General features: G+C 69.6%; 19 protein-coding genes. 7 read left to right on the forward strand and 12 right to left on the reverse strand.

Annotation, left to right across the window (positions count from 1 at the left end; all coding sequences use genetic code 11):
* Position 1: 1 nt before the first annotated feature.
* Entirely contained in the window at positions 2–478 is a 477-nt protein-coding gene (locus tag NI1_RS19180; protein WP_067822720.1) for a pyridoxamine 5'-phosphate oxidase family protein, read from the reverse strand.
* Positions 479–791: 313 nt separating this feature from the next.
* Between NI1_RS19180 and NI1_RS19185 the strand changes: the two genes are divergently transcribed.
* From NI1_RS19185 to NI1_RS19195, 3 genes are all read left to right on the forward strand, one after another.
* Complete coding sequence (locus tag NI1_RS19185; RefSeq protein WP_067822167.1) at positions 792–1,349, forward strand: flavodoxin domain-containing protein; 558 nt, start codon at positions 792–794, stop codon at positions 1,347–1,349.
* A 54-nt stretch (positions 1,350–1,403) separates the two neighbouring features.
* Positions 1,404–2,561, forward strand: coding sequence for a site-2 protease family protein (locus NI1_RS19190; protein WP_067822170.1), 1,158 nt, complete (start codon positions 1,404–1,406; stop codon positions 2,559–2,561).
* Between the two features lie 73 nt (positions 2,562–2,634).
* Positions 2,635–3,636: a zinc-binding alcohol dehydrogenase family protein gene (locus NI1_RS19195; protein ID WP_067822726.1), complete on the forward strand. Its 1,002-nt coding sequence runs from the start codon at positions 2,635–2,637 to the stop codon at positions 3,634–3,636.
* Positions 3,637–3,677: 41 nt separating this feature from the next.
* On the opposite strand, the gene NI1_RS19200 is transcribed toward NI1_RS19195, so the two are convergent.
* Positions 3,678–5,021, reverse strand: coding sequence for a wax ester/triacylglycerol synthase family O-acyltransferase (locus tag NI1_RS19200; protein ID WP_067822173.1), 1,344 nt, complete (start codon positions 5,019–5,021; stop codon positions 3,678–3,680).
* A 231-nt stretch (positions 5,022–5,252) separates the two neighbouring features.
* Between NI1_RS19200 and ppsA the strand changes: the two genes are divergently transcribed.
* On the forward strand, positions 5,253–7,568 hold the full coding sequence (ppsA, locus tag NI1_RS19205) for a phosphoenolpyruvate synthase (protein WP_067822729.1): 2,316 nt from the start codon (positions 5,253–5,255) through the stop codon (positions 7,566–7,568).
* 90 nt (positions 7,569–7,658) lie between these two features.
* Positions 7,659–9,374, forward strand: a complete 1,716-nt coding sequence (locus NI1_RS19210; protein WP_067822176.1) for a GAF domain-containing sensor histidine kinase — start codon at positions 7,659–7,661, stop codon at positions 9,372–9,374.
* A 78-nt stretch (positions 9,375–9,452) separates the two neighbouring features.
* Here NI1_RS19210 and NI1_RS19215 read toward each other — a convergent pair whose 3' ends face one another.
* From NI1_RS19215 to NI1_RS19235, 5 genes are all read right to left on the reverse strand, one after another.
* Entirely contained in the window at positions 9,453–10,352 is a 900-nt protein-coding gene (locus tag NI1_RS19215; RefSeq protein WP_067822179.1) for a universal stress protein, read from the reverse strand.
* A gap of 92 nt (positions 10,353–10,444) precedes the next feature.
* Complete coding sequence (locus tag NI1_RS19220; RefSeq protein ID WP_157535192.1) at positions 10,445–11,035, reverse strand: Rv1733c family protein; 591 nt, start codon at positions 11,033–11,035, stop codon at positions 10,445–10,447.
* Positions 11,036–11,041: 6 nt separating this feature from the next.
* The gene (locus tag NI1_RS19225) at positions 11,042–12,034 is read right to left on the reverse strand and encodes an Acg family FMN-binding oxidoreductase (protein ID WP_067822732.1); all 993 of its coding nucleotides are present in this window, start codon (positions 12,032–12,034) and stop codon (positions 11,042–11,044) included.
* Entirely contained in the window at positions 12,034–12,939 is a 906-nt protein-coding gene (locus NI1_RS19230) for a universal stress protein (RefSeq protein ID WP_067822185.1), read from the reverse strand. The genes NI1_RS19225 and NI1_RS19230 overlap by 1 nt, the downstream gene beginning before the upstream one ends.
* A 67-nt stretch (positions 12,940–13,006) precedes the next feature.
* Positions 13,007–14,701 (reverse strand): SulP family inorganic anion transporter, encoded by a 1,695-nt coding sequence (locus NI1_RS19235; RefSeq protein WP_067822188.1) that lies wholly within the window; start codon positions 14,699–14,701, stop codon positions 13,007–13,009.
* A gap of 416 nt (positions 14,702–15,117) precedes the next feature.
* Here NI1_RS19235 and NI1_RS19240 point away from each other — a divergent pair, with 416 nt between their 5' ends.
* A complete protein-coding gene (locus NI1_RS19240) occupies positions 15,118–16,107 on the forward strand; it encodes a potassium channel family protein (RefSeq protein WP_245663293.1) in 990 nt (329 codons plus the stop codon).
* A 14-nt stretch (positions 16,108–16,121) separates the two neighbouring features.
* On the opposite strand, the gene NI1_RS19245 is transcribed toward NI1_RS19240, so the two are convergent.
* Genes NI1_RS19245 through NI1_RS19255 form a run of 3 tightly spaced genes read right to left on the reverse strand, consistent with a single transcriptional unit; the run spans position 16,122 to position 18,286 of the window.
* Positions 16,122–16,967: an alkylmercury lyase family protein gene (locus tag NI1_RS19245; protein WP_067822195.1), complete on the reverse strand. Its 846-nt coding sequence runs from the start codon at positions 16,965–16,967 to the stop codon at positions 16,122–16,124.
* 15 nt (positions 16,968–16,982) lie between these two features.
* Complete coding sequence (locus NI1_RS19250; RefSeq protein ID WP_067822198.1) at positions 16,983–17,693, reverse strand: TetR/AcrR family transcriptional regulator; 711 nt, start codon at positions 17,691–17,693, stop codon at positions 16,983–16,985.
* A 35-nt stretch (positions 17,694–17,728) separates the two neighbouring features.
* A complete protein-coding gene (locus tag NI1_RS19255) occupies positions 17,729–18,286 on the reverse strand; it encodes a hypothetical protein (protein ID WP_067822201.1) in 558 nt (185 codons plus the stop codon).
* A 91-nt stretch (positions 18,287–18,377) separates the two neighbouring features.
* On the opposite strand from NI1_RS19255, the gene NI1_RS19260 reads away from it, so the two are divergent.
* The gene (locus tag NI1_RS19260; protein WP_067822203.1) at positions 18,378–19,019 is read left to right on the forward strand and encodes a maleylpyruvate isomerase family mycothiol-dependent enzyme; all 642 of its coding nucleotides are present in this window, start codon (positions 18,378–18,380) and stop codon (positions 19,017–19,019) included.
* A gap of 22 nt (positions 19,020–19,041) precedes the next feature.
* On the opposite strand, the gene NI1_RS19265 is transcribed toward NI1_RS19260, so the two are convergent.
* Together NI1_RS19265 and NI1_RS19270 are read right to left on the reverse strand one after the other, a co-directional pair.
* Positions 19,042–19,686: a TetR/AcrR family transcriptional regulator gene (locus NI1_RS19265; RefSeq protein ID WP_067822207.1), complete on the reverse strand. Its 645-nt coding sequence runs from the start codon at positions 19,684–19,686 to the stop codon at positions 19,042–19,044.
* A gap of 78 nt (positions 19,687–19,764) precedes the next feature.
* Positions 19,765–20,493 (reverse strand): alpha/beta hydrolase, encoded by a 729-nt coding sequence (locus tag NI1_RS19270; RefSeq protein ID WP_067822210.1) that lies wholly within the window; start codon positions 20,491–20,493, stop codon positions 19,765–19,767.
* Positions 20,494–20,548: the final 55 nt, after the last annotated feature.

The following is a 20,548-nucleotide window of genomic DNA, read 5'->3' on the forward strand; positions in this document are numbered from 1 at the left end:
GTCAGCAGGCTTCGGGGCGGAGCCGGCGCGCCTCGTCGGCGGAGACGAGGCGGACACCGGTCACCAGGGTGGGTTCGATGGCGATGACGGTATCCATCGCCCCGGAGACCCAGGGCCGCAGGCGCGCTTCGTATACGGCCTTGCGCACGGGGTCGGTGACCGGACGCGCGATGCCGGTCACCACGACCGACCAGCCCAGCTGCGTGACGGCGTCGATCTCGTCGGCCTCGTAGGCCACCACCACGTGGGTTTCGGCGCGGACCGCGGAGGTCAGCCGGGAGGTGAGCCGGGTACGGACGATGATGATCTCGCCGTCGTCCACCAGGTGGTTGACCGGTCGGATCGCCGGCAGCGCGTCACGGGTGAAGACCACCCGGCCGAAGGGGACCCCGGCCAGTAGTCGCAGGGCTTCGGAGCGGGAAAGGTCCACCATATCGCGGGCTTCCGCGTCGAACGCGCTCATGATCGCACGCCCCATCCGTCGCGCGCCCACGGCGGCGCGGTCCTTTCCGGGCGCACCCGGAACGATGGCTCGCACGAACACATAGGGTGACGATCCCTTCTCGGATTGCTCGCGAACAACGGTCGATTCCATGTCAGCATCGAATCGCGCGGCCGGACAGGGCCGAAGGTCCTCGACGCGGGGACCATCTGGACATGCGACTCAGGGCTGGATTTCGAAGCCGCTGCCGCCGGCCGCCCGCCACCCCGCGTCCTCGGTGACAATCGGCTCTCCAAGCGAGGCACGATGCCCCTCAAAGGTTTTCGCCGCGGCGAGCAGTGTCTACCTCATGAACCAGTACCCACTCCCCCGCATCGCGGTCATCTATGCCACCGCGCAGGGTTCCACCCGGGAAATCGCCGAATACATCGCCGCGGACCTGGCGGCACGCGGCGCGACCGTGGAGGTCGCCGACGTCGAACACGCGCCCGACCTGTCCCGCTTCGACACCGTGATCCTCGGCAGCGCCGTCCACAACCGGGCGCTGCTCCCGGAAGCGGCCGAATACCTCCGCTCGCATCGGCAGGAGCTGCTCGCCCGTGAGGTGTGGATGTTCAGTGTCGGTCTCGGCCCGGCGCTGCGCGGTCCGATCGGGCGTCGCGTGGGCACCGCCGTCCCCAAGCGCATCGCCCTGGCGCGTGATCTGGCCGGCGCCCACGAATACCGGGCCTTCGCCGGGCATTACGAGCGCGCGGGCGTCTCGTGGAGCGCCCGCACCATCTACCGGCTGCTGGGCGGTACGCGCTACGGCGACCTGCGCGATTGGACGGCCGTCTCGCTGTGGTCGGCCTCGATCGCGCGGGCCCTGAAACTGCCGCAGCCCGCGGCGATCCCGACTCACCCCTGACGACGCACGGCTCACCGCCGATCGGCGCACGCTACTCCTCGCGAAGGATCGCTCATGTTCGAGGCAACCATTCCGCTCGGCCGCATCGCCGGTGTCCGCCTGCGGGCGCACTGGACGGCCCTGATCACCATCGGACTGCTCACCTGGCTGCTGGCGGCATCACTGTCGGGCACCGGCGACCCGCTCGCGGTGTGGCTCAGCGCCGGGCTCGGCGCGACGGCCTTGCTCGGCTGTCTGCTGGCGCACGAGCTGGCGCATTCGATCGTGGCCCGCCGAGCCGGTGTGCGGGTGCACGGGATCGTACTGTGGCTGTTGGGCGGTCTCTCGGAACTGGCCGAGGAACCGCGAGATCCCAAGTCCGACTTGCGTATCGCGCTGGCGGGACCGGTCACCAGCGTGGCGCTGGCCGTTGCCGCGGGCGCCGCGGCCGGGCTGTCCGGGCGCATCGCGCCGGACGGGCCGGTGACCGCCGTGCTGGTGTGGCTGGCCACGGTGAATCTGGTGCTGGCCGTGTTCAATCTGCTGCCCGGCGCTCCACTCGACGGTGGGCGCGTGGTGCGGGCGGTGCTGTGGTGGCGGACCGGTGACCGCTTGCGCGCCGAGGCGACCGCGGCGCGCTGGGGCCGGCTGCTCGGCGCCACCCTGATGCTGCTCGGTATCGCCGAGGTGATCGTGCTCGGCCAGTTCGGCGGGTTGTGGCTGATCCTGCTCGGCTGGTTCCTGCGTAACACCGCCGCCGAGGAAATGGTGGTCGCCGGGCTGCGGCATCGGCTGGGCGACACCACGGTTCGCGACCTCATGACACCGAGCCCGATCGCGGTGGCGGCGGACTGGCGGCTGCCCGACCTGCTGGCGTCGCCCGCAGCCTGCTCCCGGCATCGGGTCTTCCCGGTGGTGGATGCCGAAGGCCGCCCGGTCGCGGTCCTGGCCTGGTCGGATCTGTCCGCGCTGCCCGCCGGCCGCCGCACGGAGGCACACCTGGGCGAGGTGGCGCGCAAGCTCCCACGCGCGGCCATCACGACGGCGGCGGAACGCCTGTCCGATCTCATGTGCCGAATCGTGTTGCGCCCCAACTTGGATGCGGCCGTGGTGGTGGATGAATACGGCCGGCTCACCGGGATACTGACGGCCACCGATCTGATCCTGGCCGCCGACCGATCGGCGCTGTCGCTGCCGGTCGCACTCCCCGCCCACGACACGGCCGCCGGGTAGGCGGCGACCCGGGCCCGGCCACCGGGGCACACTGTAGAAAGCCGGGAGTCGAAGGGTGAATTCGATGGTGTCGATGCGTGCGTGGCAGGTGACGAAACCGGGTCCGATCGACAACGGGCCCCTGCGTTCCGAACTGCTCGAGGTGCCGGACCCGGGACCGGGCGAACTCCAGGTCCGGGTACTCGCGTGCGGGGTGTGCCGCACCGATCTGCATGTCGCCGAGGGCGATCTGGCGGTGCACCGCACGGACGTGGTGCCCGGCCACGAGGTGGTGGGGGTGGTCACCGCGCTCGGCCCGGACGCCGGAACCGAATTCGCGGTCGGGGATCGGGTGGGGATCGCCTGGCTGCGGCACACCTGCGGGGAATGCCGGTTCTGCCTGCGCGGCGCGGAGAATCTGTGCCCGCGTTCGCGATACACCGGATGGGACGCCGACGGCGGGTATGCCGAATTCGCGGTGGTGCCGGCCGCATTCGCACTGCCGCTGCCCGCGGGCTACGGCGACACCGAACTCGCGCCGCTGCTGTGCGCGGGAATCATCGGCTACCGGGCGCTGCGCCGGGCCGCCTTGCCGCCGGGCGGGCGGCTGGGCATCTACGGGTTCGGCGGCAGCGCGCATCTGGCCGCGCAGGTGGCGCTGGCCGAGGGCGCCGAGGTGCATGTGATGACGCGCGACGCCGCCGCCCAGCGCCTGGCCCTGGAGCTCGGTGCCGCCTCCGCACAGGGCGCGGCCGAGCCACCACCGGTCCCACTGGATTCCGCCATTCTCTTCGCCCCGGTCGGTGACCTGGTGCTGCCCGCCATGGCGGCATTGGACCGCGGCGGTGTCCTTTCCATCGCTGGCATCCATCTTTCCGACATCCCGCCCTTGAATTACGACCGGCATCTGTTCCAGGAGCGCGAGATTCGCTCGGTCACCGCGAATACCCGCGCGGATTCCCGGGAGTTCCTGGCCTTCGCCGGCGCGCACCGCCTGGAGGTCACGGTGCATCCCTACGCGCTCGCGGACGCCGATCGGGCCCTGCGCGATCTGGCACACGGCCGCTTCGCGGGTGCGGCGGTCCTGGTGCCGTAACACGGACTACAGATCGCCCGCGTTACGGCCACGCCACGGGGTCAGGCGGCGCGGGCGGCCCGCAACAGCTCGGCCACGGCCGAATCGATGCCCGCCGCGATCACTCGCAGGTCCGGCACGGTGTCGTAATCGCCGGTGAGCCCGAAGGTCAGCTGATCGGTGTAGCTCAGGATGGCGATGCCGGTGCGCAACCGGACCGCGATGGGCACGATCGGGAGCAGTTCCAGCACCGCACGACCCGCGAACGTCAGCGGGGCGCGCGGGCCCGGGACATTGGTGGCCACGGCGGTGACCCGGTTCTGCGGCAGGCGGGCCACGAGCCGGACGGCCCAGCCGAGCGGCGCGAAGGGCAGCAGGCCGGCCAGACCGAGCAGGCTGCTCTCGGCGGCGGCTTCCCCGCGGGCCTTGTGCTGCCGCATCCGCCCGCTGATCACCGCGAGTCGTTCGACGGGATCGCCGACGTGCACCGGGAGCAACGGCAGCACCGCCGAAACCCGGTTGTCCAGTACCGATTTCGCGTCGGCGGCGCGAGTGGAGACGGGGACGAGGATGCGGAGTTTATCGGGGGTGGGGTCCTCGCCGCGATGCAGCAGCAGCGCACGGTAGCCGGCCGTGATGACCGCCAGCACCACGTCGTTCACGGTGGCGTCGAAGGCGTGGCCGATTTCCCGGATGTCGTCGAGCGCCGCCCGGGTGACGGTGTAGCGGCGCTGCTGTCCGATCGCACCGATGAGGGTCGATCCTTCGGTGGCCGAGAGGAAGGCGGACATGACCGGGAGCAGTCCGCGCACGGTACGAATCGTGCCCAGCGGCAGGTCGATCGGCAACCGGGCCAGCGACATCATCCGGCGATACCAATCCGCCGACGAACCGCCATCCGCCGAATCCGCGGTGGCGGAGGGTGTCTCGGCCGCAGCACGGGGATCACAGAACCCGGTGAGCAGACCGATTCCGGAAACACCGTCCAGCACACTGTGATGCGCCATCAGCAGGATCGCCCACCGGTCCCCCGCCAGCCGCTCGACGACGGTGCACCGCCACAGCGGATGATCCCGGTCCAGCCGGTCCGCCACCTCCCCAGCCACCACATCGCAAAGCGCATCCTCGTCCGACGGCTCGGGCAGCGCGATCCAGCGCACGTGATGGGCGATATCGAAGGCCGGATCCTCCTCCCAGCTCGGAATGGCCAAATCCAAGGTGGTGCGCCGCATGCGCTGCCGCAGCCGCGGATCGACCGCCAGCCGCTCGGCCAGCGTGGCCGTGAATTCCGCGCGGCTGGGCGGCGGTCCGGCCAGTATCGCCACCACCCCGATACCGAGGCTGATGTGCCGGTCGGAGTCCTCGAGTTCGACGAACCCCGCGTCCAACGGTCGTAATTCGGTCATGACCGGTACCTGAATTCTGGAGTGACGCTGATCCTTACAGCGTCGCATCGCGCACTTGCGCCGGGGAGAGCCGAAAGACCCCGTCGCCGTGCCGATTCGCCGCTGTCGCAGGGTTCCCGCCCGCAGTGACCGGCAGGTCCAACGCCGGTCGAGTCGGGACCTTGGCCCCTGCTCCGGACCGGGTTTCGCGCTGGAAGCTGAAACGACGACACCCGATGGATCGGAGCGATGATGGGCGACTATGTGGCCAGTCTGGGTGAACTGCGGATGGCCGATGCCGACCGCGCCGGCGGCAAGGGTGCGAACCTCGGTGAACTGGTGGCCGCGCGCCTGCCGGTCCCGCCCGGATTCGCGGTGTTGAAGTCCGGCTATCAGGAGGCGATCTGTGCCGGGCCGCACGGACCGGAGCTCGACGACCTGCATCGGCGCGCGCTGGCGGCGGCCGCGGCGGACCGGGGCGCGGAACTCGAGGAACTGTGCCGCCGCATGCGGGAACTGGTGCACGACAGCCCGATTCCGCCCGCCCTCCGCGATGCCCTGCTGACCGCCTATCACGGCCTGGACCCCGCTGCGCCGGTCGCGGTGCGGTCCTCGGCCATCGGCGAGGACGGCGCCACCGCCTCGTTCGCGGGAATGAACGTCTCGCGCACCAATATTCGCGGCGACGAACGCCTGCTGAACGCACTCGTCGACTGCTGGTCGTCACTGTTCACGCCCCGGGTGCTCACCTATCGCTCCCGGCGCGGCATGCACGAGCGCCCGGTCATGGCGGTGATCGTGCAGCGCATGGTGACCGCGCGCCGGGCCGGCGTGGCCTTCACCGCCGATCCGGGCAGCGGCCGCCGGGACCGGGTGGTCATCGAGGCGGCCCGCGGACAGGGCGAGGTGGTGGTGTCGGGGGCCACCGAACCCGACACCTATCTGCTGGATGCCACCGGGCCGGTGCTGCTCGAAAGCCGGCTCGGGCAACAGAGTTTCGCGATCGTGGCCGGTGACGACGGTGACCGGCGCGTCGAGCTCGACCCCACCGAGACCGCCGGGCCGGTGCTGACCACGGGCGAAATCGTCGAGGTCGCCACCCTCGCGCTGGCCGTGCAACGCCATCACGATGGTATCCCCCAGGATGTCGAATGGGCCTACGACGATCAGTCCCTGTGGCTGGTACAGGCCCGCCCGATCACCACCCTGTCCGAACCGGGAACAACGGAAACCCCGGTGGCCCAACCGGTTCCCGGCCGGGTGCTGCTGCGCGGCCTCGGGGCCGCGCCGGGCTCCGCGGCCGGCCCGGTGCGAATCCTGTTGTCCCCCGGCGAAGGCCGGTCGCTGCGGGACGGTGAAGTCCTGGTCGCGCCGATGACGAACCCGGACTGGCTGCCCACCCTGTCGCGCGCGGCCGCCGTCGTCACCGACAGCGGCGGCATGACCTGTCACGCTGCGATCGTCGCCCGCGAGCTCGGGGTGCCGTGCATTGTCGGAACCCGCACGGCCACCAAGGATCTCACCGCGGGAGCCCTCGTCACCGTGGACGGGGCGACCGGCCAGGTGCGCGAAGGCCGGGACGGACGTCCGGCCGCCAGCACCACGGCCCGGCCCGTCGGTCCGGCCGTCGCGGCGGCCGAAACCACGGCCACCCGCATCTACGTCAACCTCGCCCTGCCCGAAGTCGCCGAACGAGTGGCCACCGCAGCGGTCGACGGCGTGGGACTGCTGCGCGCGGAAACCCTGCTCACCCAAGCGCTCGGCGGACGCCATCCCCGCGACCTCATCGCACGGGGCGAGGGCGAACGCTTCGTCACGTCCATGACCGAATCGCTGCAACGCATCGCGGGCGCCTTCGCACCGCGCCCGGTCGTCTACCGCGCAACGGACCTGCGCAGCAACGAATTCCGGGCACTGGAAGGCGGCGGCAAATACGAGCCGCTCGAACACAATCCGATGATCGGCTTCCGCGGCTGCTACCGCTACGTCCGCGAACCGGAACTGTTCACCCTGGAGCTGACCGCACTGGCCCGGGTCCGCGAGCAGCACCCCAACCTGCACTTGATGATTCCGTTCGTGCGCACCCGCTGGGAACTGGAGGAATGCCTGCGGCTGGTGGATGCCAGCGCACTGGGCCACCAGCGCGGACTGCACCGGTGGGTGATGGCGGAAGTGCCTTCCATCGTGCACCGCCTGCCCGAATACGTGAGCATGGGCATCGACGGCGTCTCCATCGGCAGTAACGATCTGACCCAGCTCATGCTGGGCGTGGACCGCGACTCCGCCGAATGCGCCGAACTGTTCGACGAATCCGATGCCGCGGTGCTCGATGCCATCGACCAGATCATCGGCACCGCCCGCCGGCACGGCATCACCTCGTCGCTGTGCGGGCAGGCGCCGTCGACCCATCCGGAATTCGCCGAACGGCTGGTACGCATGGGTATCACGTCGATCTCGGTGACGCCGGACGCCATCGATCGCACCCGCCGGACGGTGGCGGCCGCCGAGCGTCGCCTGCTGCTCGAGCAGGCGCGATCCGCCGCTGCCGCGAACCATCTTCGCGTCTGAACACAGGGGTTCCCCACGTCCGAATAAACTGTGAGCACACGGCCCGTCACAATCGTGCGTGCTGCACCACAGAAGTACAGGACATCAGACATGACCGGGGATTCCGCCGACTCGTACTCGGTGCGCACCACGCTCTCGCAGTTGCGGCTGCGAGAGCTGCTGTCCGAGGTCAAGGACCGGGTCGACCAGATCATCGACGCCCGCGACCGGATGGACGGTCTGGTCGAGGCGATGCTGTCGGTGACGGCCGGTCTCGATCTGGACGAGACGCTGCGCACCATCATCCGAACCGCGATCAGCTTGGTGGACGCGCGCTACGGGGCGCTGGGCGTGCGCGGTTCCGACTCCCATCTGGTCAATTTCATCCACGAGGGCATCGACCCCGATACGGCCACCTTGATCGGGGATTTGCCCTCGGGCCGCGGGGTGCTCGGATTGCTGTTGAGCCAGCCCAAGCCGATCCGGCTGGACAATATCGCCGATCACCCGTCGTCGGTGGGCTTCCCGGCCAATCACCCGCCCATGCACACCTTCCTGGGCGTGCCGGTGCGGATCCGCGACGAGATCTTCGGCAACCTCTACCTCACCGAGAAGAAGAACAACCTGCCGTTCAACGAGGACGACGAGGTGATCGTGCAGGCGCTGGCGGCGGCCGCGGGCATCGCGATCGACAATGCGCGGCTCTACGAATCCGCGCGCACCCGCCAGGCCTGGATCGAGGCCACCCGTGATGTGGCGACCGCGTTCCTGGCCGACACCGATGCCGACGACGTGCTGGCCGAAGTGCTCGAGCACGTCCGCACGCTGACCGAATCCGAACAGGCGTTCCTGGCCGTCGCCGACGACCCGGAGGGCCTGCCCGAGGAGACCCCGCAATTGCGGATCGCCCGGTGGTCCGGTCCCGGTGACGGGCCCGCCGTCACGTCGGTCCGCACCACCGGCACCGCCATCGGGCAGGTGTTCATGGAGGGCACACCGCTGCGTTTCGACGATCCGGGCGGCATCGACCTGGGCAAGCCGATCTCCGACGCCGGCCCCACCCTGATCCTGCCGTTGCATGTGCAGAACGGCACTTTCGGGGTGCTGTGCGTGGTGCGGCCGCTGTCCGCGCCGTCGTTCTCCGACGAATTGCTGGAACTGGCGGCGGCGTTCACCGATCAGGCCGCACTGGCCATCCAGATGTCGGAGACGCAGCGGCGCATGCGCGAACTCGACGTGCTCACCGACCGCGACCGCATCGCCCGCGACCTGCACGACCATGTCATCCAGCGGCTGTTCGCGGCCGGTTTGAGCCTGCAAGGCACCATCGCCCGCGCCCGGACTCCCGAAGTGCGGCAACGACTTACCGATGTGGTCAACGATCTCCAGGATGTGGTGCAGGAGATCCGCACCTCCATCTTCGATCTGCACGGCGGCAACGGCCAGAGCACGCGGTTGCGGCAGCGGCTCGAGCAGGTGATCGCCAAGCACACCGCCGACGTCGAAATCCGTAGCTCGCTGCGCATTTCGGGTCCGCTGTCGGTGGTCGGCGCGGAGCTGGCCGATCACGCCGAGGCGGTGATCCGTGAGGCGGTCAGCAATGCCATCCGGCATTCGGGGGCCGAAACCCTCACCGTGGCAGTGGATGTCGGCGACGATCTGACCATCGTGGTCTCCGACGACGGCCGCGGCATGCCCGACGATGTCACCTCCAGCGGCCTGAACAATCTGGCGCGGCGCGCGGAGCAGGTCGGCGGCGAATTCGCCATCCTGCGCAATACCGACGACACCGGCACCCGGCTGCGCTGGTCCGCGCCGCTGGACTGAGCCCGGGCCCTTGACGCCGAAACGGCTCGGTGGGCAGCCCTTTCGGGACTGCCCACCGAACCGGCGGGGCCGCGGCTGTCAGGGTTGCCGCACCACCACGGTCGGGCAGTCCACACTGTGCAGCACCGCGGTGCTGGTCGATCCGAGCAGCATGCCGCTGAATCCACCGCGGCCGTGGCTGCCCACGACGAGCAGCTGCGCGTTCTCCGATTCCTCGAGCAGCGCGCGAACCGGGCGGTCCAGCACCAGGATTCGGCGCACCTCGACATCCGGGTAGCGTTCGCCGAATCCGGCCAGCCGCTCGGAGAGCAGTTCGCTCTCCTGCTCGCGCACCATGTCCCAGCCCGGGACCGGCAGGGTCGGACCGGTGAGGTCGGTCCAGGCATGCAGGGCGGTGAGACCGGCCTTACGCAGCGAGGCTTCCCGGAACGCGAATTCCAGTGCGGGCACGCTGTTCTCGGTGCCGTCCACTCCGACCAGGACCGGCTGCTCCGCCGACACCGGGTCGGTGTTCGCGGTCGTGTGAATCACCGCGACCGGACAGTGGGCGTGGCGGGTCACCGCCGAGCTCACCGAGCCGAGCAGACCGCGGCGCAGGGCGCCCAGGCCGCGACTTCCGACGACGATGGTGCGGGCGCTACCGGATTCGGCCAGCAGCCGGGGGATGATCGGCTCCATGGTCTGCTCGGTGTGAATGGTCAACGCCTCCCCCGGGACCGCCGTCCGCGCCACCCGGCTGGCTTCGTCCAGCACCCGCCGCCCGTCCCGCCGCAGCCACTCCACATCGGATTCGGTGAGCACCGTGCCCGGCGCGAAACCGGTCGGTACGGCCGACGAATTGACGATCCGCAGCGGAGCGCCGTGCAGGGCCGCGTCCACCGCTGCCCACGCGACGGCCTGATAGGACACCGCCGAACCGTCCACGGCGGCGATGATCGGCGGATTCGATTCGCCTCGGGCTGTGCTGTTCTCGGTCATCCTGATCTCCTTCGTTCGTGCTCCGGCGGACCGAAGTCCCTTCCGGCACCACCGCTCGGGCGGCGCTGGATGCTTGCTTTCGTTGGTGTCGTTCAGGTTTCGACGGAGTCGGCCAGGCTGCGCCATTCCAGGTCCAGCCGACGGCCGCGAATCACGTTCAGCAGCAGGCCGATCGACCACGCCGAAGCCATCGCCACACACCAGCCGGCCAGCATTACCGCGAGCGCCGCGCCCACGCCGTCGCCGACCGCGACACCGGCGGGCTTCGGCGCCTCGGTGGGCCGTCCGTCCGCGCCGAGCCAGATGCGAACCGTGGCACCGGCTTTCGTCTTCGCGTCGACTTCGACGGTGCCGGTCGACTCGGTTCCGTTCCAGACCCAGCGGGCGGCGGCCCGATAGTCGTCGCTCACCTGGCGCGAGTTCGCGGGCAGTCGCAGCTCCGGTTTCCCGGTCACGATGGCCGCTACCTCGACCTTTTCGGCATTGGACCGCGCCAGGTCAGCGGCACTGCGGCTGTAGGCGGCGGTTCCCATGGCCGCGGCCACCGGGATCAGCAGTAGCGCGGCCACGACCATCAGCAGCCGCAAGCCCGCCTCTCCGCGATCGATGCCGCGCATCAGGCGGTTGGCGCTCCAGGGCTGTACTCGCCAGATACGTAGCAGCGGAATCGATATCGACGACATGGGTCCTCATCCCAGGGTGTCGGCCGGCTCCAGCGGGCGCAGCACCGTGTCGAGCGCGAGCCGCGGCGTCGCGGGCACGGGCTCGGCGCTGGTGGCGGCCCAGCCCAGCCGGATGATCAATTGCGGGTAGCCGAAACCGCCCAGCAGGTCGGCGCGAATGCGTTCGCGCACCTGCGGCAGTTCGAGGGGCTCGGTCAGCGGACAGGTCGCCAGCCCGCGGGCGGTGGCGGCCAGCAGCACCGCGCTGGTGGCCTCGCCGGCGCTGAGCCAGGACTCCGGATCGTTGGATGCGGTGCACACCAAAAGCATTCGTGCGGGCTCGTCGGTGTCGGTCACCACCGCCTCGGTCAGTTGCGGATCACCGAACGGGCGCACCGTGGGATCGGTGACGGCCACCGCATTGCGGGCCGGGACACCCTCCGTGGTGGCGTGATGGCCACTCCAGGAGGACAGTTCGGCGTTGTAGCCGGGATCGGCGGCATGCAGGGCGGCGGCTTCGGCGAAAGCCCGTTGCAGGCGGGTGCGTTCACCGCCGGTGTCGACGACCCGGACGTTCACGCCGGGTCCGGCGCCCGCCGCGACCAGGGCGTCGAGCTGCCCCGATGTCACCTCCCACGAGGTGAAACGCCTACGGTCACTGTGCCTTCGAGCGATCGCGCGCGCCGACCGCACCGCTTCCGGGTCGGGTTCGGCATGCCGGAATTCGATGGCCGCCAGATGCCGGGGTTCGGCGGGATTGGGTAGCCGGTGCACCACCGTGTCCCAACCGAAGGCGCGCATCGCGATTCGGAAGTGGTGCAGGGCCGCACCGCAGCTCATCAGCATTTCGCGGCTGTCGGGGTCGGCGTGGGTCAGGTGGCGGCTGTCGTCGGAGTAGAGGTGCACGGTGGTGTCGCCGAGCCGCCACTGCCAGGGCTGGGTGTTGTGCACCGACGGGGCGCGCAACGCCAATGCCAGTGCGGCACGGACGGTGTGGTGGTCGGGATGGTGCGCGGACATCACTCGGCCGCCGTTTCCCGCGAGCGCACCACGAGCACCGGGCATTCGGCATCGTGCAGCAGCGCGGTGCTCACCGAACCGAGCACCAGGCCGGCGAATCCGCTGCGGCCGTGCGTGCCGACGACCAGCAGTTGCGCACCCGCGGCGTGTTCGAGCAGGGCGCGGACCGGGGTGTCGCAGACGACGTAGCGTTCGACCTTCACATCCGGGAACTCCTCGCCGAATCCGGCGAGCCCCTCGGCCATCAGCACGTCCTCGGTCTTGCGGATCGTATTCCAGCCGACCACTTCCAGATCGAAACCGCTGGAATCGCTCCAGGCGTGCACCGCGATCAACGGAACCTCACGCCGCGACGCCTCTTCGAAAGCCATTCGCACGGCGGGCAGGCTGTTCGCGGACCCGTCGACGCCGACCACGATCGGTTTGCTCCCCGCGCCGGCCTCGGCATCGCCGTGCACGACGGCCACCGGGCAGTGCGCGTACCGCGAGAGCCCGGTGCTGACCGAGCCCAGGACCGCACGCCGGATGGCGCCGCGACCGCGATTGCCCACCACCATCAGCGCGGCCTGCTTGGAGCGTTCGATCAGGGTGGGCAGCACCAGATCATCGATCGCCTCGGTGGTGATGTCGAGGGTCGGCTCGGACGCGGCGTGCCGGGCCACCCGGGCGGCTTCGGTCAGGACCCGTTCGGCCTCCGCGCGCATGGCCGCCATTTCCGCCGCCCCGAGCGAGGTCCGGGTCTCGCGGCCGATCGGCAGGCCGTAGGCGAGCACGATGCGCAGCGGCCGGTGGCGCAGTACGGCTTCCGCCGCCGCCCAGGCGACAGCTTGGTACGAGATCTCCGACCCGTCGACGCCCGCGACGACGGGGTGTTCGCCGGTGACCGGAGCGGTCTGGTCTGCCATGATTCCTCCTGGAAGCGGTGTTGTTTCGAGCATCGCGCGCGCTCGCACCGCAACCCAGAGACCAATGTCATTCGCCCGCCGGGCCGTCGGGCCCCGAATCACCGGACTCCCGTCGGTAGGCCGCCAGCGCGGTCGGCAGCGTGGGATACATCCGCTGCGCTCCGATCAGCTCGGTCAGCCCGGCCGCGTCCAGCGCGCGGCGCAGGTCCTGTTTCACCCGGGCCATGGCGAAAACGATGCCCCGCGAAGCCAATTCGGTGCGCAGCTGACCGACCGCGTCCAGCGCGGTCAGGTCGACCTCGACATTGGCCTCGGCATTGAGCACGAACCAGCGCAGCGGCGGGGCGGCCTGGTCGGCGGCGGCCAGGGCGCGCCGCCGGAAGTCCTCGGCATTGGCGAAGCAGAGCGGGGCGTCGTACCGGTAGATCACCATGCCCGCAACGGGTTTCGCGTCCGGATAGTCGTCCACGTCATGCATGCCCGCCAGGCCCGGCACGAATCCGAGGATGGCGTCGTGACCGCGGGCCACCCGGCGCAGCAGATCCAGAATCGACAGGGCCACCGCGATTCCGATGCCGTAGAGCACGCCGAAGACCAGGACCGCGGCGGCCGTTCCCAGCGCCAGCACCAGTTCGCTGCGCCGGAAGCGTGCGATCCGGGCGAATTCCGCCACATCTATCAGCCGCAATGCCGCATAGATCACCAGCGCCCCCAGCGCGGCCGACGGGAAGCCCGCCAGTACACCGCGCGCACCCAGCAACACCACCAGTACCGCCGCCAGCGCGACGACCGAGTACAACTGGCTGCGTACCTTCGCGGCGTCGGCGATCGAGGTGCGGCTGCCGCTGCAACTCACCGGAAACCCGTGCATCAGCCCGGCCGCCAGATTGGTCGCCCCGAGCGCCGCCAGCTCCCGGTTGGCGTCGACCTCCTCGCCGTGGCGCACCGCGAAAGCCCTTGCGGTGAGCGCGTTGTCGGAGAATCCCACCAGGGCGATACCGACTGCGGGCGCGGCCAGCGTGGCGATATCGGCGACGGCCAGATCGGGCAGGCCGACTGGTGGCAGCCCCGCCGGTATCGCGCCGACCACCTCTATTCCGAACCGCCGCAACGCGAACACCGACACCACGGCCGTCGCGCCCAGCGTCACCAGCAACGGCCCGGGCACTCGCGGCAGTCGCCAGGCCAGCAGCAACAGACACGCCAAGGTCGCCGCCGCCAGCGTCACCGTCGGCCAATGCACGGCATCGAGATGTTCGGCGAAGGAACGCAATTGGCGCGGCAGGACTTCCCCGTCCACCGGAATCCCGGTCGTGCGCTCCAGTTGCCCGGCGATCATGATTCCGGCCGTCCCCGCCATGTACCCCACCAGCACCGGTTTCGACAGCAGCTCCGCCAGCACCCCCAATCGCGCTGCCGCGCCCACCAATCCGATCACGCCGACCAGCAGCGCCAGCCCGGCGGCCAGCGCCGCGTAGCGCCCGGGATCGCCGGCGGCCAGCGGCGCCAAAGCCACCGCCGTCATCAACGCCGTCGTGGACTCGGGGCCCACCGATAAGCGCCGCGACGTTCCCAGCAGCACGTACACCGCCAGCGGCCCGATGACCGCCCACAACCCCGCGACCGGCGGCAGACCCGCCACGGTCGCGTAGGCCATCACCTGCGGGACCAGATAGGCCGCGACCGTGATGCCCGCGAGCACGTCCGATCGCAGCCATGCACGCCGATAGCCGCGAAACTGCCGCACTCCCGGCAACAACATCGCCGGCCGCCCCGCCTCGGGGCTATCGCGGCTGATCACATCGTCATCATGGGAAGCACGCCCTGCTGGTGCAGCCACATCATCATCGTGCACAGGGCCTGGCAGAGCGGCGATTGCATATCCATCGTGTTCATATCCATCGATCTCATCTCCTGAAATCCGCAGCGGTCGCGAAATTCCCCGGCACCTACGATCCAGCCGTCGCTCTCGGTCTCAGCAGGGCCGAACGTCCTCGAAGGAGGCGACGTCGGGCCCGGCCGGGCGCGAGGGCCGGTGGGCCGAAGACCTCGGGCGGCGGGACCATTCGATCTTTCGGCCGCCCCGGGGATGCGGAATTCTGCGGGTATGAAAGCGAAATCGTCCACCGGGACCGGGATGCCGACCGCGGCATGCGGCGCCGATGCCATAGTTCACGGGTGAATCCGTTGCGCCGCATCATCCGAGTGCTGCTGGCATTCCTGCTCGTGGCCATGGTCGGCACGCTGGGTTACCGAATCCTCGGGTTCGGTTATCTCGACGCGCTGTACCAAACCGTCACCACCATCACCACGGTCGGGTTCCGCGAGGTGCATCCGCTCAGCCCCGCAGGCCAGGTATTCACCATGGCGCTCATCCTTTTCGGCGCGGGTACCGCCTTCTACATGTTCGGGGTGCTGCTCGAGGCGCTCATCGAAGGTCATCTGCATCAACATCTGGAGAGACGGCGAATGAACAAGCAGATACAGCGCATGCGCGGGCACATCATCGTGTGCGGCTGGGGCCGGGTCGGGCGGTCGACCGCGCAGTATCTCAACGGTCTCGGCAAGAGCATCGTGGTGGTGGATCGCGAACCGCAACGGCTCGTAGATATCGAATTCCCTTGCATCCTGGGCGATGTCACCGATGACAGCGTCCTGGAAGCCGCCGGTATCGAGCACGCGCACGCCCTCATCGCGGCCCTCGACGGCGATGCCGACAATGTCTACGTCACCCTGTCCAGCCGGGCCATGCGCAGCGATCTGGTGATCATCGCTCGCGCCCGCACCGAGAGCTCGAAGTCGAAACTGTTGCGCGCCGGCGCGAACCGGGCCGTCAACCCGCAGCTGATCGGCGGGCGGCGGATGGCGGCCTTCGCGCTGCAACCCAATGTCGCGGAGTTCCTGGACGTGGTCATGCACGACGAGAACCTGGAATTCCGGATCGAGGAGATCCTGATCGATCCGGACTCCCCGGTTCTCGACCGCGCCCTCGCCGACATCGATCTGCGGGGCGCCACCGGCGCCCTGGTGCTCGCGGTCCGCACCGCCGACGGACGGTTCGTCGCGAATCCCAACGGGGACATCAGGCTTCGGCCCGGGACGGTACTGATCGCATTGGGCACGCCGCCGCAGCTCGCGGCGATGCGCGCGCACGCTGAATGCGCCTGACCGGCGCGGCCGGTTCAGTTGAAATGGAACCGGAGGAAATTGCCGAGACCACGGCGACGCCAGTCGATGACCATCCGCGGCGTCGGCATCCAGAACGGGTCCGGCATCGGCACGCCGAGCCGGGAGGGCCGGGTGAGACCGAAGCGGCTGGCTTTACGCATCACCGTCGACAGCGGGAAGTCCGGCTGGTAATCGTGGGCGAGGCGGCCGCGGCCGAGCAGTTCGGTGATCAGGTGCGACATTTCCTCCGGAGACCTGGTGACTCCGCTGATTTCGGGATGCTCGCGCTGCCATTCGACGGCGGCTACCTCGGAGACGAAGAAGCTGTTGTAGTCGCACCAGCCGACGACCCGGTCCGGCATCTCGCGCAGCGGATAGCCGAGGTGTACGCGCAAAGTGGCGGGCGCGTAATCCAGCAGCACCCCGTCGCGGCCGACCAGCCGGATCGGCTCCCCGGTCCGGCGGCAGATCGAATCCACGACCACCTCGGCTCCCGGGAACTGGCCCGAGATCGCGCAGGCTTCCACCGCGCACTCGGCATACCATCGCTGCTCACCGTCGACGCTCACCCGATAGTGGTTGGGGAAGGTCGCGAACGGCCGCGCGTAGACGAGTTCGCCCAGCGCCGGTTGCGGGGTGGCGAGCGGCTCGTCCTGAAAATACGGGCTGCCGGCATGCTCGCCGTCCTGGCGTGCCACGCAGATCGCACCCTCGAGATCGCGTAGATCAGCGGCTAATTCCGCCTCCGAAAGCCCGAATTCCGTACGCAATTCGGCGATCGTCGGCGCGGTGCCGGCGCCGCGCACCTGGTCCATGATCCGCTGCCGGACGGCCCGGGCCCGCGTACTCAACTCTGCCATGACTGTCTCCTGGATCTATCGCTCCGCCGGAGCTGGTTCGTCTCGAAACCCCATGCCGCGCATGACGGTTCGCACATGACTGTGGAAAAGCTCATCGGGGTCCGCAATGAGCTGGGCGAGGCTGCCGAAGGTCTCCGCGGCGAGGAAACCGAGAACCGAAGCCCACGCATTGACGAGAATTCCGGGAACCGCTGAGCCGGAACCGGTTTCACCGCCCAGCAGCGGCCCGGGAGCCAATGGCGGCACCAGCGTGGTCGCCGGATCCGCCGCACCGCTCGCGATGGCCTCCAGATACGGGCTCGCGACCGCGTCCATCAGCAGCGCCGCCGCCGGCCCGGTGTCCTCGACCCGGGCCTGATACCCGGGAATGGGAGTGCCGTTGATCAAGGCGAATTCACCCGGATTGGCCAGCGCCCACCGCCGCGCACCCGCGCACCCGGCACTCCAGCGCGCGCCCGGATCCGCTCCCGCGGCCGCCTGCGCGGTGGTCATGGCCTCGGTGAGCGCACCGTACGAATCGACGCACAGCGCCGTGATCAGCGCCGACTGACTGTCGAAATACCGGAACAGCGACGCCGGGGATACCCGCATGGCCCGCGCGATCCCCCGCAGCGACAATCCCCCGGTGCCTTCGGTCGCAAGCTGTTGCCGCGCCTGCGTTTTGATCTCGGCGATGGTCGCCGCGCGGCGTTCCTCGCGCCGGGTCGGCGGCACCGTGTTTCCCATGCCTGCTCCTGTCCTGTACGTCGGCGAGTGCCGGGCTACCACTTGACCATCGGCAAGGGCGACAACGGGTGACTGCGTACCCGGCGCGCGCCGAGCTGGGCGAGCCGGCGGTGGAATCCCGCGTTCGGGTAGCGCTCCGCCACCGCGCGGTAGGCGCGGCGGCTGATCCCGGATCGCACCAGTCCGGCGCTGACATCGACCAGATCCGCCCGCCGGAACACTTCGACCCCGGGATAGGGGCCGCGCACCGGGCGGATCCGGTGATGGTCGTCGATCATCGCGGTCACCTCGGGGACCAGTTCCGGTTGCCCGTTCCCGATCAGCCAGTCGCGCGCGAGATCGATCGACGGCGGCAGATAGTCGAAGGTGTTCGCCGTCCACACCCCGAGGTCGTGAAAGACCGCCGCGCACCGGAACTCCGGGCGAGCGCTCGGCGCGTTCGTCCCCCCGGGACTCGTTCCGGCGAGGAGATCGCAGAACGACAGCACCCGCAGCACGTGGTTGGTGTAGGCGTCACGGTCACCGCCCAGCTCCGCGGCCCACGGTTCCAGCCGGTCGCGGACGACGGCTTCGAATTCGAGCGGGTCCGGCATGCGCCTGCCCCTTCCCTTGTCGAAATACGATCACTGATTACATAATGATCAGTGTTCACGTTTCGCGCAAGATTCGCTGGAAGGCGGCACCATGACAGGCTCGAACACCACCGGGTTCACCACGCTGTCCGCGGTGACGGACGAGAGACGCCAACTGGCGGCGCTGTTGCGCACCCTCTCCCCGCAGCAGTGGAATACCGAATCGCTGTGCGCCGGATGGCTGGTGCGCGATGTCGTCGCACATCTGCTCTACGCGAGCACTCCACTCCCGGCGTACCTGCTGGAAGTGGCGCGCGCCGGCGGTTCGAACGATCGGCTCAATGATCTCTATATCCGGCGCGGCCGCACCATGACCCTCGACGAACTGCTGACCGCCTTCGAATCCACCATCCGGCCGGGCCCGCTCACCCGGTCGGCACCGCGAATCATCCTGGCGGACACCTTCATTCACCATCAGGACATCCGCCGCCCGCTCGGACTCCCCCGCGAGATCCCCGAACAGCGTCTCGCCGCCCTGCTCCGCCACCCCGACCCATTCCTGCGTCCCCGCCGGCGCATGCGTGGATTGCGTTTCACCGCAACCGATGTCGACTGGCAGCACGGAGACGGCCCGACCGTGCAGGGACCGGGCGAGGCCATCGTCATGGCCATCGCGGGCCGCTCCGCCGCGCTGGCGGATCTGGGCGGCGCGGGAGTCGACATCCTGCGCGAAAGGCTCGGCGCCGCCGCCTGATTCGGCCGCCGACTCCTCTGGGTCAGGCGCGGATCGCAGGCCAGATGGTTGCGGTGAGCTTGTCGGCCAGGCCGCTGCGGACCTCGGCGTCGTCGCCACGCAGGAAAGCACCGAAGTAGGCGCCGAAGACCATGGTGGCGATGGTGCGGGTATCGAGGTCCGGTTGGACGGCGCCGCGTTCGGCGAGCCGACGCAGGATCTCCTCGACCTGACCGACGCGGGGTTCGACGGCGCGTTCGACCACGTGGGCCAGGAGTTCGGGCACGCGCTCGGCCTCGCTGATGAAACCGCCTTGCAGGATGATGGCGTCCGGGTTGTAGTAGCAGGGGTCGACGCGGCGGATGGCCTCGGTGAACGCTTCGCGCGGCGTCAGCTCGTCGAGCGGGAACGGCGGCGTGGCCGCGGTCTGCGCGGTGAATCCGTACTCGAGCGCGTCGATGACGAGTTCGAGTTTGTTCGGCCAGCGGCGATAGAGGGTGGGCCGGGTGACCCCGGCATCGGCGGCGATATCGCCGAGCGCCATGCGGGTGTAGCCGTCGGTGACGAGCCGGCGGCGCGTCGCGAGAATGATCGCCTCGTCCACCGCGGGGTCGCGGGGGCGGCCGCCGCGCGGACCGGACTTGCGCGCCGGTGCCTGCCCGGTGGATTCGGTACGCGAGTGGGTCATGGCCTCCCCGTTCGATGTTCCGTTACACCCGAAGACTGTAATCCTCGGCGCGGGCGCGGCACCCGATCGCGGCCCGGGTCAGCGGGTGCCCTGATACGCCTGCTCGATCACGCCGGCGACCGCCTCGGGATGGCTGACCATCACCGCGTGCGAGGAATCGACCTCGGTGATGTGCGCGCCCGCGCGCTCGGCCATGAACCGTTCCAGGCTCGGCGCGATGGCCTGATCCTTGGTCGCGACGATTGCCCAGGACGGCACCGTCTTCCAGCCGGCCGCGGTGACAGGCTCGCCGAACGCCTCGGCGGCGACCGGTCGCTGCGCGATCGCCATGAACGCGGCGGTGGCGGCATCGACGTCGGCGGCGAAGGCGGTCGCGAATTGCGCCGGGTCCAGCTGGACTTCGGTGCCGGTGGAGCCGTCGGGGCGGGTGTATTGGAAAACCTGCTGCGGCAGCGGCGGCACGGACGCGTCGGCATGCTGTTCGAGCAGCCCGCCCAGCGCCTCACCCTCGCCCGGCGCGAACGCGGCGACATAGACCAGCGCTCGCACATCCGAGATGCCCGGGGCGGCATTGGTGATGACCGCACCGGCGTAGGAGTGCCCGACCAGGATCTTCGGTCCTTCGATGCCGGCCAGCAAGCCCTGCAAGTATGCCGTGTCGAAAGTGAGTCCCCGCAACGGATTCGGTACCGCGACGACCGGGAAGCCGCTTCGACGCAGCCGCACCGAAACATCCGCCCAGCCCGACGCGTCGGCGAACGCGCCGTGCACCAGCACTACGGTCGGCTTCAGTTCCTGGTTGTTCATCGTGTCTCCTCGATCAAGCAGTTTCGTTACGAGCAGTGACTGTAACGTAACTGCT

It is taken from the genome of Nocardia inohanensis NBRC 100128 (assembly GCF_001612945.1).
GTDB classification, from domain to species: Bacteria; Actinomycetota; Actinomycetes; order Mycobacteriales; family Mycobacteriaceae; genus Nocardia; species Nocardia inohanensis.